15 protein-coding genes are annotated in these 14,537 nt (G+C 60.4%); 8 read left to right on the forward strand and 7 right to left on the reverse strand.

Translation table 11 applies throughout. The features are described from left to right. The coding region (locus tag WNE31_RS16750) for a GTP-binding protein (RefSeq protein ID WP_231704078.1) at positions 1-125 on the reverse strand (125 nt) is incomplete at its 3' end. A 104-nt stretch (positions 126-229) separates the two neighbouring features. Then, positions 230-841: a hypothetical protein gene (locus WNE31_RS16755; RefSeq protein WP_349981099.1), complete on the reverse strand. Its 612-nt coding sequence runs from the start codon at positions 839-841 to the stop codon at positions 230-232. A 125-nt stretch (positions 842-966) separates the two neighbouring features. On the opposite strand from WNE31_RS16755, the gene WNE31_RS16760 reads away from it, so the two are divergent. Then, on the forward strand, positions 967-2,322 hold the full coding sequence (locus tag WNE31_RS16760; RefSeq protein WP_349981100.1) for a cytochrome P450: 1,356 nt from the start codon (positions 967-969) through the stop codon (positions 2,320-2,322). 13 nt (positions 2,323-2,335) lie between these two features. Here WNE31_RS16760 and WNE31_RS16765 read toward each other — a convergent pair whose 3' ends face one another. From WNE31_RS16765 to parC, 3 genes are all read right to left on the reverse strand, one after another. Further along, positions 2,336-3,454: a M48 family metallopeptidase gene (locus tag WNE31_RS16765; RefSeq protein WP_349981101.1), complete on the reverse strand. Its 1,119-nt coding sequence runs from the start codon at positions 3,452-3,454 to the stop codon at positions 2,336-2,338. Further along, on the reverse strand, positions 3,451-4,719 hold the full coding sequence (locus tag WNE31_RS16770; protein ID WP_349981102.1) for a YjgN family protein: 1,269 nt from the start codon (positions 4,717-4,719) through the stop codon (positions 3,451-3,453). The genes WNE31_RS16765 and WNE31_RS16770 overlap by 4 nt, the downstream gene beginning before the upstream one ends. 63 nt (positions 4,720-4,782) lie before the next feature. Continuing rightward, on the reverse strand, positions 4,783-7,125 hold the full coding sequence (gene parC / locus WNE31_RS16775; protein ID WP_349981103.1) for a DNA topoisomerase IV subunit A: 2,343 nt from the start codon (positions 7,123-7,125) through the stop codon (positions 4,783-4,785). Between the two features lie 155 nt (positions 7,126-7,280). Between parC and WNE31_RS16780 the strand changes: the two genes are divergently transcribed. The 4 genes from WNE31_RS16780 to WNE31_RS16795 all read left to right on the forward strand — a co-directional run bounded on the left by WNE31_RS16780 (position 7,281) and on the right by WNE31_RS16795 (position 9,700). Further along, a complete protein-coding gene (locus WNE31_RS16780; protein ID WP_349981104.1) occupies positions 7,281-7,931 on the forward strand; it encodes an SH3 domain-containing protein in 651 nt (216 codons plus the stop codon). Between the two features lie 78 nt (positions 7,932-8,009). Further along, a complete protein-coding gene (locus tag WNE31_RS16785) occupies positions 8,010-8,840 on the forward strand; it encodes an SDR family NAD(P)-dependent oxidoreductase (protein ID WP_349981105.1) in 831 nt (276 codons plus the stop codon). A gap of 65 nt (positions 8,841-8,905) precedes the next feature. Next, positions 8,906-9,124: a twin transmembrane helix small protein gene (locus WNE31_RS16790; RefSeq protein WP_349981106.1), complete on the forward strand. Its 219-nt coding sequence runs from the start codon at positions 8,906-8,908 to the stop codon at positions 9,122-9,124. A 3-nt stretch (positions 9,125-9,127) separates the two neighbouring features. Further along, positions 9,128-9,700 (forward strand): cob(I)yrinic acid a,c-diamide adenosyltransferase, encoded by a 573-nt coding sequence (locus tag WNE31_RS16795; RefSeq protein ID WP_349981107.1) that lies wholly within the window; start codon positions 9,128-9,130, stop codon positions 9,698-9,700. A 109-nt stretch (positions 9,701-9,809) separates the two neighbouring features. Here the strand turns inward: WNE31_RS16795 and WNE31_RS16800 are convergent, their stop codons facing one another. Continuing rightward, positions 9,810-10,598: an enoyl-CoA hydratase/isomerase family protein gene (locus WNE31_RS16800; RefSeq protein WP_349981108.1), complete on the reverse strand. Its 789-nt coding sequence runs from the start codon at positions 10,596-10,598 to the stop codon at positions 9,810-9,812. A 292-nt stretch (positions 10,599-10,890) separates the two neighbouring features. Here WNE31_RS16800 and WNE31_RS16805 point away from each other — a divergent pair, with 292 nt between their 5' ends. Continuing rightward, positions 10,891-11,649 carry an electron transfer flavoprotein subunit beta/FixA family protein gene (locus WNE31_RS16805; RefSeq protein WP_349981109.1) on the forward strand — a complete coding sequence of 253 codons (759 nt, stop codon included), beginning with the start codon at positions 10,891-10,893 and terminating at the stop codon, positions 11,647-11,649. After that, positions 11,649-12,578 carry an electron transfer flavoprotein subunit alpha/FixB family protein gene (locus tag WNE31_RS16810; protein WP_349981110.1) on the forward strand — a complete coding sequence of 310 codons (930 nt, stop codon included), beginning with the start codon at positions 11,649-11,651 and terminating at the stop codon, positions 12,576-12,578. The genes WNE31_RS16805 and WNE31_RS16810 overlap by 1 nt, the downstream gene beginning before the upstream one ends. A 57-nt stretch (positions 12,579-12,635) precedes the next feature. Here the strand turns inward: WNE31_RS16810 and WNE31_RS16815 are convergent, their stop codons facing one another. Beyond that, positions 12,636-13,457 carry a DUF6473 family protein gene (locus WNE31_RS16815; protein ID WP_349981111.1) on the reverse strand — a complete coding sequence of 274 codons (822 nt, stop codon included), beginning with the start codon at positions 13,455-13,457 and terminating at the stop codon, positions 12,636-12,638. Positions 13,458-13,617: 160 nt separating this feature from the next. On the opposite strand from WNE31_RS16815, the gene WNE31_RS16820 reads away from it, so the two are divergent. Continuing rightward, complete coding sequence (locus tag WNE31_RS16820) at positions 13,618-14,493, forward strand: 3-hydroxybutyryl-CoA dehydrogenase (protein WP_349981112.1); 876 nt, start codon at positions 13,618-13,620, stop codon at positions 14,491-14,493. Positions 14,494-14,537: the final 44 nt, after the last annotated feature.

Below are 14,537 nucleotides of genomic sequence, written 5' to 3' on the forward strand. Positions count from 1 at the left end.
TAGGCTTTGAAGTCACCAAATTGCTTGGTGATCGCTGCGGTCAGCGTGGTTTTACCGTGGTCAACGTGACCGATGGTGCCGATGTTGCAGTGCGGCTTACTGCGTTCAAACTTTTCCTTAGCCATGATCGAGGCGCCTTCTAGTTGAATGGGTGGGCCCGAACGGCCCGAATGTATCTACCGCGCGCGACATATTGTGTTGCGCAGCAAAAATCAAGCGCGACTTCGCGCTATTGGTTTTCAATCGCTTCGCGGCTTCGATCGTCCTTGTTGTCCTGCCAGCAAGCAGCCAGTTGGGAAGCCGTGGCCGTGTCGGTCAGGCAGACGCGGTTCTCGTGGAGCCAGGCCTCGATGGCCTTGGCCGCGTTATAGGAGAGATTCGCCATTTGCTCTTCCGCGTCCATGGTCAGGCCCGAGCCGATCATCGAGGCGCCGGTGATGGTTTCCAGCACGACGATCTCTTTCTGTTCGGCGTTGAACTTCTTGCCCGCGCGGTCATCCCACGCCGACACCATGAGAATCAGCGCGGATTTCGGCGCCATGACCAGAGGCACGCCGGGCTGGGCCAGAACATAGCCCGCGACGTTGATCCCGAGATGCACCAGCCGGTCGCCTTCATAGCGTCCAAGCCGCGCCTCGACCGCGTTCTCGACTGCGGCCTCCCAGCGTTCTGGCGACATCTCGCGCGAGAGCGGTCCCTTGGTGATGTTCTTGGTCACTGCGATATTGTGGCCCAGAACAAAGTCACCCAGATCAAGTTTTGGATCCGTCACCTCGTAAGTCGGCACGGCGCAACCCGCCAAAACGAACAGAGCGGCGCAAAGGGCAAGAAGTCGGTGCATGGGCGCGGTTTCCTCAAAGAAGTGTCCAAAGCGGCATACCCGATGCCACGCACCCGCGCAATCACACTACCGCGATTTGCTGGGACAGGGCGCGCGCCCTATGTTTGATTCACCAGGAGGCCGCCATGCTCGACAACAACACCCTGCCCGCCCATGTCCCGTTTGCCACCGAACCGCTTGGCCTGCTCGGGTCTTTGCGGGCAGCGCGCAGCAACCTTCTGACCATTCTGCCGGAACTGGCCGTGCGACAGCCGATGGTCTCGGGGCGGACCGGAATCCGCTGGCACATGGTGATGGAGCCGGGGGCGATCCGGCGGATACTGCTTGAGAACGTGGACAACTATCCCAAGTCCAAGGCGACCAAGAACATCCTGCGTCCCGCCATCGGCGACAGTCTTTTCATCGCGGAAGACGCGCATTGGCGCTGGCAACGGCGCACCGCCGCGCCCGTGTTTTCGCACCGCAATGTGCAGAACCTTGGGCCGATCATGACCGGGGCCGCCCAGCGCAGCGTCGCGCGTATCGCTGAAAGCGAGGGCCGCGCTGTCGATCTGCTGGATGAGATGGTCCGGACCACCTTTGACGTGATTTCGGAGGTGACGTTTTCAGGCGAAGGCAGCTTTGACAGCGCCGCCGTGCATCGTGCGATTGACGCCTATATCGCCGCGGCGGGCAAGGTGTCGATCCTAGACATGCTGGGCATCCCCGACTGGGTGCCGCGCCCGTCGCGGTTCACCTCGGGGCCGGTGGTGGGCCAAATGAAGCAGGTCGCGGATGACGCCATCGAGGCGCGCCGCAAACGCGGGGCGTCGGACGTGCCGGATCTGTTGGATCTGTTGCTGGCGGGCGAAGACCCCGAAACCAAACGGCGCATGAATACGTCGGAACTGCGCGACAATCTTTTGACCTTTATTGTTGCAGGGCACGAGACCACGGCGCTGACCCTTGCGTGGGCCACCTATCTCTGTGCTTTTGATCCTGCGGTGCAGGACAGGGCCCGCGCCGAGATTGCCAGTGTCACGGGTGGGCGCGACGTGGAAACCGGGGATGCAGCCAAGCTGACCTATATCCGGATGATCGTGGACGAGGCGCTGCGCCTTTATCCGCCTGCGGGGATTCTGTCGCGCACGGCGCAAAGGCCCGATGTCCTGTGCGGACGTGATATTCAGCCCGGTGACACCGTGATGATACCGGTCTATGCGTTGCACCGGCATCACCAATTGTGGGACAATCCCAACGCCTTTGATCCCGAACGGTTTGCTGACCGGTCCAAGGTCGACCGTTATGCCTATCTGCCATTTGGGGATGGCCCGCGCATCTGTATCGGCGCGAGTTTCGCCATTCAGGAGGCGGTGCTGATCCTAGCCACGCTGCTTCAGAATTTTGAGTTCGAGTTGGTACCGGGGCGCCCGCCGGAGCCGGTGATGATCCTGACACTACGCCCCGACACCGGCGTCTGGCTGACGGCCCGCCGGGTATAGGCGCGCGCATCGGTCAGTCGCAGATCGCCTGAAGGGCCTGCCATTCCTGTTCCGACAAAAGCGGACGGGCTTTGAACCCCTGCGGTGTGGCCGCGCGCGCCGCGTCGATCCGGTCGCTCAACTTGGGGTGCGACAGGAAATGGGCCTGCACCCCGTCGATATCGCCGAACCGTGCGCGGAAGGTTTCAAACATGTCACCCATGGCTGACGGGGCGATTTCTGCATTCAGAAGCACATCATAGGCAAAGATATCAGCCGCGGTTTCGGCGTCCTGACTATAGCGGGCCTCGATCAATTGTTCGGTCAGGAACAGCACCAGCGCGCCCCCCGCAAAATCGCCGAACAAAAGCCCCAGAATCCCGATTGACCCTGCCGAGCGCAGGGCATGGCGCGTGGGGTCGCGGGACACAACATGCCCCATTTCATGCGCGAACACGGCGGCCAGTTGCTCGGGTTTGGTGGCGGCTTCGATCAGGCCACGGAAGAACACGATATGCCCGCCCGGAAGCGCGAAGGCATTGACCATATCATGATCCAGCACCCGAACCGTCAGGGTGATATCTTCAGCGGCCAGACGGGTTTCGATTTTTTCGAGCGCGGCCAGACCGGCGGGGTTTTCACAAAACGGCAAAGGGGCGGCCCCCGACGCATCGAGTGTAGAGCGGATTTGTTCCAGTGTGGCCTCGCCCAGCGCGCGCTCTCCGTCTTCGGGGATCAGGGTGGCCAGTTGGTTCGCCATCAGTGGGATCAGCACCAGAATGATGACGGCGACCGAAGACAGAGCCAACCCTGCCCATTTCCAAAGCCGCCAGCGAGACAGTCTTGGACGGTAGGCGCGCAAGTGCGGCATCCGGCTGACAAAATCCCGATCCGCACATTGCACCCGTGCCAGCGGGGCTGCGACCGACCCGAACACCAGTTCCCCTGCCCCGGCCTGGTCCGGCACCTGCCGCAGATCCGACAGCCGCCACGACAAATCCACGCCATGACCGCGCAGCGCAAGCGTGGCCGTTGCATGGTCGATCCAAAGGCCCACCTTGTGGGGACGCGCCGAATGCCCGTCGAAATACAGCGCCTCGGCATCGGGGCGCAGGTCTCCGTCGCGGGAAATCCTTGGGATGACAGACCTCATATCGCGCCCCCCAGATCAAGGGCCTCGGCAAAGCCCTCGGCCTCGGCAAAGGCGTCGCGGTCGCGTTGGGCAATGCGGTCAAGCGATCCGGGATGAATCACGGTCAGGGTTTCGGCATAGTGACGCCAGAGCGGCATGGTCACGAAGGCATGGGTCATCGCGCCCCACGCCAGAAACACGGCGAAATAGAACCCGACCGAAATCAGCGTCAGCATCCATGTCGCCCAGTCACTCACCTGTTCCAACTGCCCGTTCGCGAGCGCGTCGACTCCTCCGACGAATGCCAGCCCGACGATCACCAACGGCACCAGAAGGACCGAGGCGACAAAACCGCTGAGCCCATAGCCCAGCACATAGATCCAGAACACTCGTCCCGGGCGCGGCGTGGCCCGCAAGACGATATCACCGGCGCGCTTGTGGTTGGTCAAGATTTCCCAGCAACGGACGCGGTAGAACACCACCCCGTAGCCCAGCCAGCAAGTCGCAATACAGGCCAGCGTGATCCCCCAGATGTTGTCGTTCACCAGCAGCACCGCCGCGACCGCGCCAATCACAAGGGCAATCGCCACATGTTTCGTTGCGGGATAGAGCAGCGTCCAGCGCCCATCCTGTTCAAGGGGCGTGTTGCCGAACCACGTCCGGTCGGTCTTGTACTTCTCAAGCAAGAAGGTCATGCGCGGCCACAAAAGGCCCAGCGACAGGATCGTGAGGCCCCAGTGCAAGAGCGCACGTCCGGCATAACCCCAAGCGCCCTGATCCAGACCAAAGCGGATCCCGCGCCAGCGGGTGCGGCCCAGAACATAGCGCCGTGCGCGGTAACGGGCATAGAACCAGAGCGGCACGACACCGGCAAAGCTGAGCAAGTAGGCAACGAAACTGTCCTCGAAAAAGGAAAAACTGAGGAACATCAGCAACAGGTTCACAATGCCGATATAGAAGGCCAGGAAGGCAACCGCGATCAGGAAGCCCAGCAGTTTTTCCAGCGGATCGCCCACATATTCGGCAGGCACGCCGCCCACCCTGACCGACGACCAGTACCAGCGGCGCAGGCGGGTTTTCATCCAGAACCGATAGATGCCGAGTGTCAGAACGGTCAGGACACCAGTTTTCGCAGCAAGCCCGAACACCGCGCCCCGCTGCCCTGCAAAGGCACCGTCCAATACCTCAAGATCGTCATAAACATCCTGAGACGCCTCCGGCGCAATGGGATCGGACAGAGTGTCGGGTGTGTCGCGTAATCCCCGGTTCCACGGCGAGCGGTCCATCAGAACACTCCCAAGGATTTGGTATGGATAATATCGGCCCGAGTGTGCGCCGCGTCACGCATTTCAGGTAAACTTGTGGCTGCGCGGGAATCCATAAGGCGGTTTTTTCCCGACGCCAGCGCGTTTGCCCAGCCATTCGGACATGTCCGGTTCGGTGCGCGTCTTGCCCCCCCCCATTTCCCAGCTCAGCCCCTCGGCCCAGTTGAAGGTGGTGACATCCGACAGGCCACCGTCCAGTTCGAGCGTGCCCTGACGCCCGCGTGCCATGTTGTATTTCTGCAGGCGCACGCCCTTGCCGCGGCCCATCTCGGGCAGTTCTTCGACAGGGAACACAAGGAACTTGCCGTTTTCCGACACCACGGCCACGTGATCGCCGGTAACCGGGATGCAAATCTTGGCCTTGATGTCGTCCTTGACGTTGAGCACCTGCTTGCCGTTGCGGGTTTGCGCGATCACGTCCTTTTCGGCCACGACGAATCCGTCGCCCGCAGAGGATGCCACCAACAGTTTGTTCTCGGGGTTGTGGATCAGGATATCCACAATCTCGGCCTCGTTCGGCAGGTCGACCATCAGGCGCAGGGGTTCGCCCATGCCCCGCCCCCCGGGCAGGTTGGCGGCACTGACCGTGTAGAACCGCCCGTTCGACCCGAACACCAGCAACCGGTCGGTTGTTTCGGCATGAAAGATAAAGCGCGGACCGTCACCATCCTTGAACTTCAGCTCGCGGTTGAGGTCGATATGGCCCGACATCGCCCGCACCCAGCCCATTTGCGAACAGACCACAGTGATCGGCTCCTTGTCGATCATCGCTTCGAGCGGCACCTCTTCGATTTCGCCCGCCTCTGCAAAGACGGTCCGTCGCGCGCCGCCCTCGTAGTTTTTGCCGAACTGGACCTTGGCCTCTTTCAGTTGTTCGGCGATCCGGCCCCATTGCAGATCTTCGCTGGCCAGCAGGTCTTCCAACCCGGCGCGCTCTTCCATCAGGGCATCGCGTTCGCGGATCAGTTCGAGTTCTTCGAGACGGCGCAGGCTGCGCAGGCGCATGTTGAGGATGGCCTCGGCCTGTACCTCGGACAGTTCGCCTGCCCCCTCTACAGCTGGCAGCGGCGACACATAATCGGATTCCGAGGTCGCCCGCACATGGTCCACCCCCCAGTTTTCAGCCATCAGGGCCTGTTTGGGAGCGTCGTCATAGCGAATGATGTCGATCACGCGGTCAAGGTTGAGGAAGGCAATAATGAACCCTTCCAGCACTTCGAGACGGTGATCGATTTTCTCCATCCGGTGCTGCGAGCGGCGGATCAACACCTCGCGGCGGAAGTCGAGGAAGGCGCGCAGCACCTCTTTCATCGAACAAACCCTGGGCGTGACCCCGTCGATCAACACGTTCATGTTCAGACTGAACCGCGTCTCCAGATCGCTGTTGCGGAACATCATGTTCATCAACACTTCGGGGTCCACGTTCTTGGAGCGGGGTTCCAGAATCATCCGGATATCATCGGCCGATTCATCGCGGATGTCGGCCAGGATCGGCACTTTCTTGGTCTGGATCAGTTCCGCGATCTTCTCGATCAGCTTGGATTTCTGCACCTGATAGGGAATTTCGGTGACCACGATCTGCCATTGGCCACGGCCAAGGTCTTCGATCTCCCACTTACAGCGCAGGCGGAAGCCGCCCTTGCCGGTGCGATAGGCCTGCGCGATGCTTTCACGCGATTCGACGATCACGCCGCCGGTCGGGAAATCCGGCCCCGGCACATAGTTCAAAAGAGTATCGTCGCGCACATCCGGTGTCTTGATCATGTGCAGGCAGGCATCACACAGTTCGGATATATTGTGCGGCGGGATATTCGTCGCCATGCCTACGGCAATACCGCTGGCCCCGTTGGCCAAAAGATTCGGGAAGGTGGCCGGCAGGACCACCGGTTCGCTGAGCGTGCCGTCATAGTTTTCGCGGAAATCGACAGCGTTTTCGTTCAGCCCTTCCAGCAGGGCCTCGGCCACGATGGTCATCCGCGCCTCGGTATAGCGCGAGGCCGCCGGGTTATCGCCGTCGATATTGCCGAAATTTCCCTGACCATCGACCAGCGGGTAGCGGACGTTGAAATCCTGTGCCAGACGCGCCATCGCATCATAGATCGCCGCATCTCCGTGCGGGTGATAGTTGCCCATCACGTCGCCCGATATCTTGGCCGATTTACGGAACCCGCCATTTGAAGCCAGCTTCAATTCGCGCATCGCATAAAGAATTCGGCGATGCACCGGTTTCAGCCCGTCACGTGCATCCGGCAGAGCCCGGTGCATGATCGTCGAAAGCGCATAGGTCAGATAGCGTTCGCCAATGGCGCGGCGCAGCGTCTCGGTGACCTCGGTTCCGGGAATATCGTCGTCGATCGTATCAGTCATGCTCTTGGTGTATCGCCAAGCGAGGAAGGGAACAAGAAAGCCACGGGGAAAATCCTTCTCTTTTTTCCATTAAGGGAATCGGTTTGGCATGTGATACATTTTGCAAATACCAATCCGTATTTTGCAGACTAGTTTATCCCGGTGGGAGAGTGTTCATGTCGCGTTTTGTTCTTTTGAGTTTTGTCTTTCTGGGCTGGGCTTTCTACGAGGCCAGCGGAGGCAGCGATTTTGCGCCTGAGACCCCTAAACGGTTTGCAGAAAATGCTCAGAGAACGGTGCCTGCCCAAGCGGTAAGCGATGCAACAGCGGCAGGAGCGCGAGTAGTGTCGACCAAGAATTCAGAAGCGAACATTCATCCCACGGTGCCAATCGCCGTTGCCACACCGGCCTCGGCGCACGCCGAACCCCCGCAGGCCGCTGTGCAGGCCGTCATAACTCCTCAACCCGTGCAACCTCCGCCTGCCCGCGACGGGTCGCTTGTGTCACAACCCTTTGCCAACGCAACCGGCGCTGCGCTTTTCAGCCTGACAGACACAGCCCCTGCGCCGGACAGCGACCGCGCGGAAATGACTTTTTCCTCTCTGTCCGATCTGGCCGATCCGGCGGAAGACCTGCGCAAGGTGCGCGCCTCGCGGATCAACATGCGCAACGGGCCCGGCACACGCTATAGCGTGCTGGCGCGGCTCACCCGTGGGGAAGAGGTCGTCGTGCTGCAAAGCCCGGGGTCCGGCTGGGTGAAGCTGCGGGTTGTGGAATCCGGCCGCATCGGTTGGGTTGCAGAAAGCCTGCTGGAAACAGCGTCCTAATGTTGGTCTCCTGAAACCCGATTGAGCCCGCGCCGCTTTTCCCCTAGCAATCCAACGACTGTCAGGAAAAGGGCGCCCATGTCGACAAAATCCGTTCTGATCACCGGCTGTTCTTCCGGCATCGGTTATGACGCCGCAAACGGGCTGCGCGCGCGCGGTTGGCGAGTCTTCGCCGCGTGCCGGCAAGAGGCCGATTGCGAGACCCTGCGCGCCGAAGGGTTTGAAAGCCCGCGGATCGACTATTGCGACCCGACCAGCATCCGCTCCGGTCTCGACAGCGTGCTTGCAGCAACAGGCGGCACGCTTGACGCACTGTTCAACAATGGCGCGCACGGGCTGCCCGGCGCGGTCGAGGACCTGCCCACGGACGGGCTACGCGCCATCTTCGAGGCCAATGTTTTTGGCTGGCACGACCTGACCCGCGCTGTAATCCCGGTCATGCGTGGGCAGGGGCACGGGCGCATCGTGCAATGCTCTTCGGTGCTGGGGTTTGTCACTTATCCCTGGCGCGGAGCCTATGTGGCCACCAAACATGCGCTTGAAGGGCTGACCGACACGCTGCGGATCGAGATGCGCGGCACAGGGGTCGAGGTCATCCTGATCGAACCCGGCCCCATTCCGACAAAGATCCGCGAAAACTCGATCCCGCATTTTGAGAAATGGATCGACTGGGAAAACTCGGCCCGCGCCGACCAGTACCGCAACGGCCTTTTGAAACGCCTCTACGAAGCATCGGGGCCCGATCCGTTCGAACTGCCGCCCTCGGCCGTGACCGCGAAACTGGTCAAGGCACTGGAAAGCAAGCACCCCAAACCGCGCTATTACGTGACCACCGCCACCTATATCAGCGGGGTGGGCCGACGCCTTCTGCCGACACGTTGGCTGGACTGGATCATTGCCAAGGGCTGAAACCCTGTTACATAGCAGGGGCGTGACCTTTCCCAGACCCGGACCGACCGCGGAGGAGACCCAAAATGAATGCCAACGGACTTGCCAGTGACCCCTTGTTCTGGGTCGTCGCCGCGGCCACGATCGGGGTGCTGATCATCCTCATGATCGGGATCGGCGGCTTTGCGAAAGGCGGAGAATTCAATCGGAAACATGCCAACCGGATCATGCGCTATCGCATTGGCGCGCAATTCGTCGCTGTCGCGCTGATCCTGTTGTTCGTCTGGCTGCGACGCGGAGGTTAAGCCATGGTCGTTCTCAACAAAATCTACACCCGCACCGGCGACAAGGGCACCACGGCCCTCGGCAACGGAGATCGCGTCGCCAAGTTCGATGCGCGCGTCAACGCCTATGGCACCTCGGACGAGCTGAACTCTACGGTTGGCGTCGCGCGGCTGCATGCCAACGGCGACATGGATGATCGCCTGTCGATGATCCAAAACGACCTATTTGACCTTGGTGCAGACCTGTGCCGCCCCGACATGGCCAAGGATGCCGAGGCCGAATACCCGCCGCTACGCATGGTGGAAGCCCAGGTCAAACGGCTTGAAGCGGAAATCGACACGATGAATGCCGACCTCGACCCGCTGCGCAGCTTCATCCTGCCCGGTGGTTCGCCCTTGTCGGCGCATCTGCACATCTGCCGCACGGTGGCCCGCCGCGCAGAACGTCTGGCCGTGGAACTGTCGCAGAGCGAACACGTGAACCCCCATGTCATCACCTACCTGAACCGCCTCAGCGACTGGTTCTTCGTCGCGGCCCGCATGGCCAATGACGGTGGCAAAGCGGATGTTCTCTGGGTGCCGGGCGCAAACCGCTAGGCTGCGATCCTGCAAAAAAAATGCAAAAAAGGCGCCTGTCACGGACCGGCGCCTTTTCTTTTTCTTGGGCCAAATACCTCGGGGGTTTGGGGGCGGCGCCCCCAAGACGTCACCGTCCCTTGAACACCGGTTTCTGCTTCGAGATGAACGCCATCACCGCCGCCATCGAATCTTCGGAATTGGCGCACATGTTCTGGTATTCGCTTTCCATCAGCGCGATTTGCTCGTGGCTCTGGGTGTGAGCAGCGCGCATAATGCGCTTGGCATAGCGCAGGCTGAGCGGTGCGCGTTCGGCAAGGGACGCGGCCCAGGCTGCCGCCTCGGCGTCCAGCACCTCATCAGCCACCACGCGATTGACCAGCCCCATCTCTTCACAGTCCTGCGCCGGGATATGCGTGGCCTCGGCGATGGCGGCAAAGGCGCGTTTCGATCCCATATGCTGCAACAACAGCCAGGTCAGGCCGCCATCCGGCACCAGCGAGATGTTGGAAAACGGGGCGAAACAGGTCGCGCTTTCGGCCATAAGAGCCAGATCACAACTCAGCGCAATCGACAACCCGACGCCCCCGGCCACGCCGTTGATCGCCGAAATGTAGATCATGTCGCTCTTGGTGATCGCGTCGATGATCGGTTTGTAATCTCGCACCGAAATATCGAACATGCCATGTTTGCCGCGAAACTCGCCCAGTTCCTTGAGATCGGTACCCGAGGTAAAGGACGTTCCCGATCCGGTCAGCACGACCACCCGGATCGCCTCATCCGCCTCGGCTTTGTGTTGCGCCGCCAGAAGGTCGGCACGCGTGGCAGCGTTCATCGCATTCATGGCTTTGGCCCTGTTCAGCCGGATCGTGGCCACGTGACCGTCGGTCGAATATACTACATTTGGCTCTTCGCTCATCTGTTCCGATCTCCTCTTTCGGATTTGCCCATATCAAAGACCGGAATCACCCGTTGGGGAACCCCTACGCCAAAGCGACGTGGGGACACCCCGCGCTGCCCTTGCGTCAGTTTATTTTCGTTTCCGCAACATTCTTGCAAAAAACTGCCGCCAAACCCGGAAACGCGACGTCGTATGACTGTGACGTGACGATTTTGCGCTGTTTTGCAGAGACGCAAGATTATATCACGTCCATGAGAGCATTTGGTCGAGTCGGATACCCGGCTCACACACATTAAGGAGTCCAACGCCCATGAAGGTACTTGTGCCTGTAAAGCGCGTGATTGACTACAACGTGAAGGTTCGTGTGAAAGCGGATGGAAGCGGTGTCGATCTCGCCAACGTGAAAATGTCGATGAACCCGTTCGATGAAATCGCTGTCGAAGAAGCCATCCGCCTGAAAGAAGCCGGCAAGGCGGAAGAGGTCGTAGCCGTTTCTATCGGTGTCAAGCAAGCTCAGGAAACCCTGCGCACCGCGCTGGCTATGGGTGCCGACCGCGCGATCCTGGTTGTTGCGGCTGACGACGTCCATCAGGACATCGAACCGCTGGCCGTTGCCAAAATCCTGGCGAAAGTTGTCGAAGAAGAGCAGCCCGGCATCGTTCTGGCCGGCAAGCAAGCCATCGACAACGACATGAACGCCACCGGTCAGATGCTGTCGGCCCTGCTTGGTTGGTCGCAAGCCACCTTCGCGTCCGAAGTAGACATCGACGGTGACAAGGCCGTTGTGACCCGCGAAGTGGACGGCGGTCTGCAAACCATCAAGGTTGCAACCCCGACCATCATCACCGTGGACCTGCGCCTGAACGAGCCGCGCTATGCGTCGCTGCCCAACATCATGAAGGCCAAGAAAAAGCCGCTGGACGAGAAAACCGCCGCCGATTACGGCGTCGACGTTACGCCGCGTCTAGAAATCGTGTCTACCTCGGAACCCGAAGCCCGCGCCGCCGGCATCGTGGTTGGTTCGGTCGACGAACTGGTTGAGAAACTCAAAGAAGCGGGGGCTGTATAATGGCTGTTCTTCTTCTCGCAGAAGTCAACAACGGCGAACTGGCGATGGACGCCACCGCCAAAGCTGTCACCGCCGCAAAGGCACTGGGTGACGTGACCGTTCTGGCCGCGGGCGCTTCGGCAGCCGCAGCCGGTGAAGCCGCCGCGAAAATCGACGGCGTCGCCAAGGTTCTGGTCGCCGAGGAAGCATCGCTGGGTCACCGTCTGGCCGAGCCGACCGCGGCCCTGATCGTGTCGCTGGCAGACGGCTATGAGCACATCGTTGCCCCGGCCACCACCGACGCCAAGAACGTGATGCCCCGCGTCGCAGCCCTGCTGGACTCGATGATCATTTCGGAGGCCACCGAAGTGGTCGACGGCAACACTTTCGTACGCCCGATCTATGCGGGCAACGCCATGCAGACCGTCAAATCGTCGGATGCAAAGAAAGTCGTGACTTTCCGTACCTCGACCTTTGACGCCGCCGGGACCGGTGGCGCGGCCGCCGTCGAAACCATCGGTGCCGCCGATAATCCCGGCCTGTCCGAGTGGGTCGAAGACAAGGTTGCCGAAAGCGACCGTCCGGAACTCACCTCGGCCGGTATCGTCGTGTCGGGTGGCCGTGGTGTCGGATCGGAAGAAGACTTCAAACTGATCGAAACCCTTGCTGACAAGCTGGGCGCCGCTGTAGGTGCCTCGCGCGCTGCGGTCGATTCGGGCTACGCTCCGAACGACTGGCAGGTTGGTCAGACCGGTAAGGTTGTGGCCCCCGAGCTTTATGTCGCTGTCGGCATCTCGGGCGCGATCCAGCACCTTGCTGGTATGAAAGACTCGAAAATCATCGTCGCGATCAACAAAGACGAAGAAGCCCCGATCTTCCAGGTTGCGGATTTTGGCCTGGTCGCCGACCTGTTCCAGGCTGTGCCGGAACTGACCGAGAAACTGGGCTAAGACCCAGTCTCTGATACATATTTTTGTGAGGGCCCGCCAGAATTGGCGGGCCCTTCTTCATTGGACCAGAACCGGTTTCAGACGCTGGGCTACCTGTTTGTGCACCGCAGGCCCGAGCATGTGTTGCGCCGCCAACTTTTCCATCTCGCCGCAGACCATGCCAGCCAACCCGTTGCTTCGGGTTTCGGGGCTCGCCACCACCTCGACAATGTCGGACACGAGCGGGCGCAGCCGTTCGACCATGTCCCGATTGACCAGAACAGGGTCAGTGCCAAGGTCGATTCCCGCCTGATCCGCATCCGGCGCATGGTCGGACATCCACAAGAGCACGATCTCTCCGCCAATCAGGTTGATCAGCATTTTCATCCGCGCGACCCAAGCCTGCTGCAGCTCGGTCCGTAACGTGGTGAACCTGTCTGGCGCCCGCGCCGCCAGCGCCCCAAGCATGTGGCGGGTAAAGTGGAATTCGGTGAAATCCACCTCTTTGAACACCATTTTCATTACGTTGGACGCTCCGACGAACCGGTCATTGCGACGTGGATGCACCTTGTAGTACCGGTTTGACAGGTTCTGCGCGCAGGGCACCTGTATCACAGTTTTCCGCGCCCGCTGTGCAACCTGAAGGACCGCAGGGGTCGCGAGAAACACATCCACCCCGGCATTCAGGACGCCGAAATTCACGCTTGCTACGCCGGTCTCGCGCGCCAGACGCGCCGGAAACGGTTCGGGGATGAACTTGCCATAGGTTTCAGTCCCCCCGAGAAAGGCGTTGAAACGACCGGTCAGGTCAGGTTTGGGGCCACGAAACAACAGACGTGACTCGGCCAGTCGATACGGCATGTAGTCGAGGGTGCCGTTCCCCCTTTTCAAATAGGACATGAGTACCCACCAATTTTTCTCACCCGGCTGGCAGATTCGCTGAAAGCCCTTTCAAAACCGCTAATGGGTCACTTTGAGTCGAGTTTTCAGCAACGTGCACTCTTGCCGCGACATGACGCTGGGGCATATGGTCAGGTCCAAAGGGCAGAAGGACCGGATCATGGACATCAAGACAATCGGAGTAGTGGGCGCAGGTCAGATGGGCAACGGGATCGCGCATGTCATGGCGCTTGCCGGGTATGATGTCATGATGAACGACATCAACCAGGATGCGCTTGATGCCGCAGTGGGCCGTATCGACAAAAACCTGGAACGCCAGGTATCACGCGATCTGATTTCGGCCGAGGACAAGGCCACTGCCATGGCGCGGATTTCAACCACGCTGCAGCTGCCCGATTTGGGGCAAACCGATCTGGTGATCGAGGCCGCCACAGAACGCGAGGACATCAAGCACCAGATCTTTGACGCGCTGGTGCCGCATCTTCAGCCGCATACGATCCTGACCTCGAACACCTCGTCGATCTCGATTACCCGGCTGGCCAGCCGCACCGACCGCCCCGAGCGGTTCATGGGGTTCCACTTCATGAACCCCGTGCCCCTGATGAAGCTGGTCGAACTGATCCGCGGCATTGCCACCGATGAAGAGACCTACCAAACCTGTCTGGGCATCGTGCACAAGCTCGACAAGACGGCCGCCAGTGCAGAGGATTTCCCGGCCTTTATCGTAAACCGCATCCTGATCCCCATGATCAACGAGGCCTGCTATACGCTTTATGAAGGTGTGGGTAACGTGGCGTCGATTGACAATGCGATGAAGCTGGGCGCCAACCACCCGATGGGGCCGCTGGAACTGGCCGATTTTATCGGGCTGGACACCTGTCTTGCGATCATGAACGTGCTGCATGACGGTCTGGCGGATACCAAGTACCGCCCCTGCCCGCTGCTGACAAAATATGTCGAGGCAGGATGGCTGGGCCGCAAAACCAAGCGCGGGTTTTATGATTATCGCGGGGAAACCCCGCTGCCCACCCGGTAAAATCGCAGACAACATCAAAAGAAAACCCGCGTCAGATGCGGGCT

Origin of the sequence: Shimia fortis, from assembly GCF_040225985.1 — a bacterium.
Lineage (GTDB): Bacteria > Pseudomonadota > Alphaproteobacteria > Rhodobacterales > Rhodobacteraceae > Shimia.

Bases quoted from the DNA above. Each gene is read 5' to 3' on its own strand.
- WNE31_RS16755 (WP_349981099.1), bottom strand. From the start codon at position 841: ATGCACCGACTTCTTGCCCTTTGCGCCGCTCTGTTCGTTTTGGCGGGT.
- WNE31_RS16780 (WP_349981104.1), top strand. From the start codon at position 7,281: ATGTCGCGTTTTGTTCTTTTGAGTTTTGTCTTTCTGGGCTGGGCTTTC.
- WNE31_RS16790 (WP_349981106.1), top strand. From the start codon at position 8,906: ATGAATGCCAACGGACTTGCCAGTGACCCCTTGTTCTGGGTCGTCGCC.
- WNE31_RS16800 (WP_349981108.1), bottom strand. From the start codon at position 10,598: ATGAGCGAAGAGCCAAATGTAGTATATTCGACCGACGGTCACGTGGCC.
- WNE31_RS16795 (WP_349981107.1), top strand. From the start codon at position 9,128: ATGGTCGTTCTCAACAAAATCTACACCCGCACCGGCGACAAGGGCACC.
- WNE31_RS16765 (WP_349981101.1), bottom strand. From the start codon at position 3,454: ATGAGGTCTGTCATCCCAAGGATTTCCCGCGACGGAGACCTGCGCCCC.
- WNE31_RS16760 (WP_349981100.1), top strand. From the start codon at position 967: ATGCTCGACAACAACACCCTGCCCGCCCATGTCCCGTTTGCCACCGAA.
- WNE31_RS16820 (WP_349981112.1), top strand. From the start codon at position 13,618: ATGGACATCAAGACAATCGGAGTAGTGGGCGCAGGTCAGATGGGCAAC.
- WNE31_RS16810 (WP_349981110.1), top strand. From the start codon at position 11,649: ATGGCTGTTCTTCTTCTCGCAGAAGTCAACAACGGCGAACTGGCGATG.
- WNE31_RS16770 (WP_349981102.1), bottom strand. From the start codon at position 4,719: ATGGACCGCTCGCCGTGGAACCGGGGATTACGCGACACACCCGACACT.
- WNE31_RS16815 (WP_349981111.1), bottom strand. From the start codon at position 13,457: ATGTCCTATTTGAAAAGGGGGAACGGCACCCTCGACTACATGCCGTAT.
- WNE31_RS16785 (WP_349981105.1), top strand. From the start codon at position 8,010: ATGTCGACAAAATCCGTTCTGATCACCGGCTGTTCTTCCGGCATCGGT.
- parC (WP_349981103.1), bottom strand. From the start codon at position 7,125: ATGACTGATACGATCGACGACGATATTCCCGGAACCGAGGTCACCGAG.
- WNE31_RS16805 (WP_349981109.1), top strand. From the start codon at position 10,891: ATGAAGGTACTTGTGCCTGTAAAGCGCGTGATTGACTACAACGTGAAG.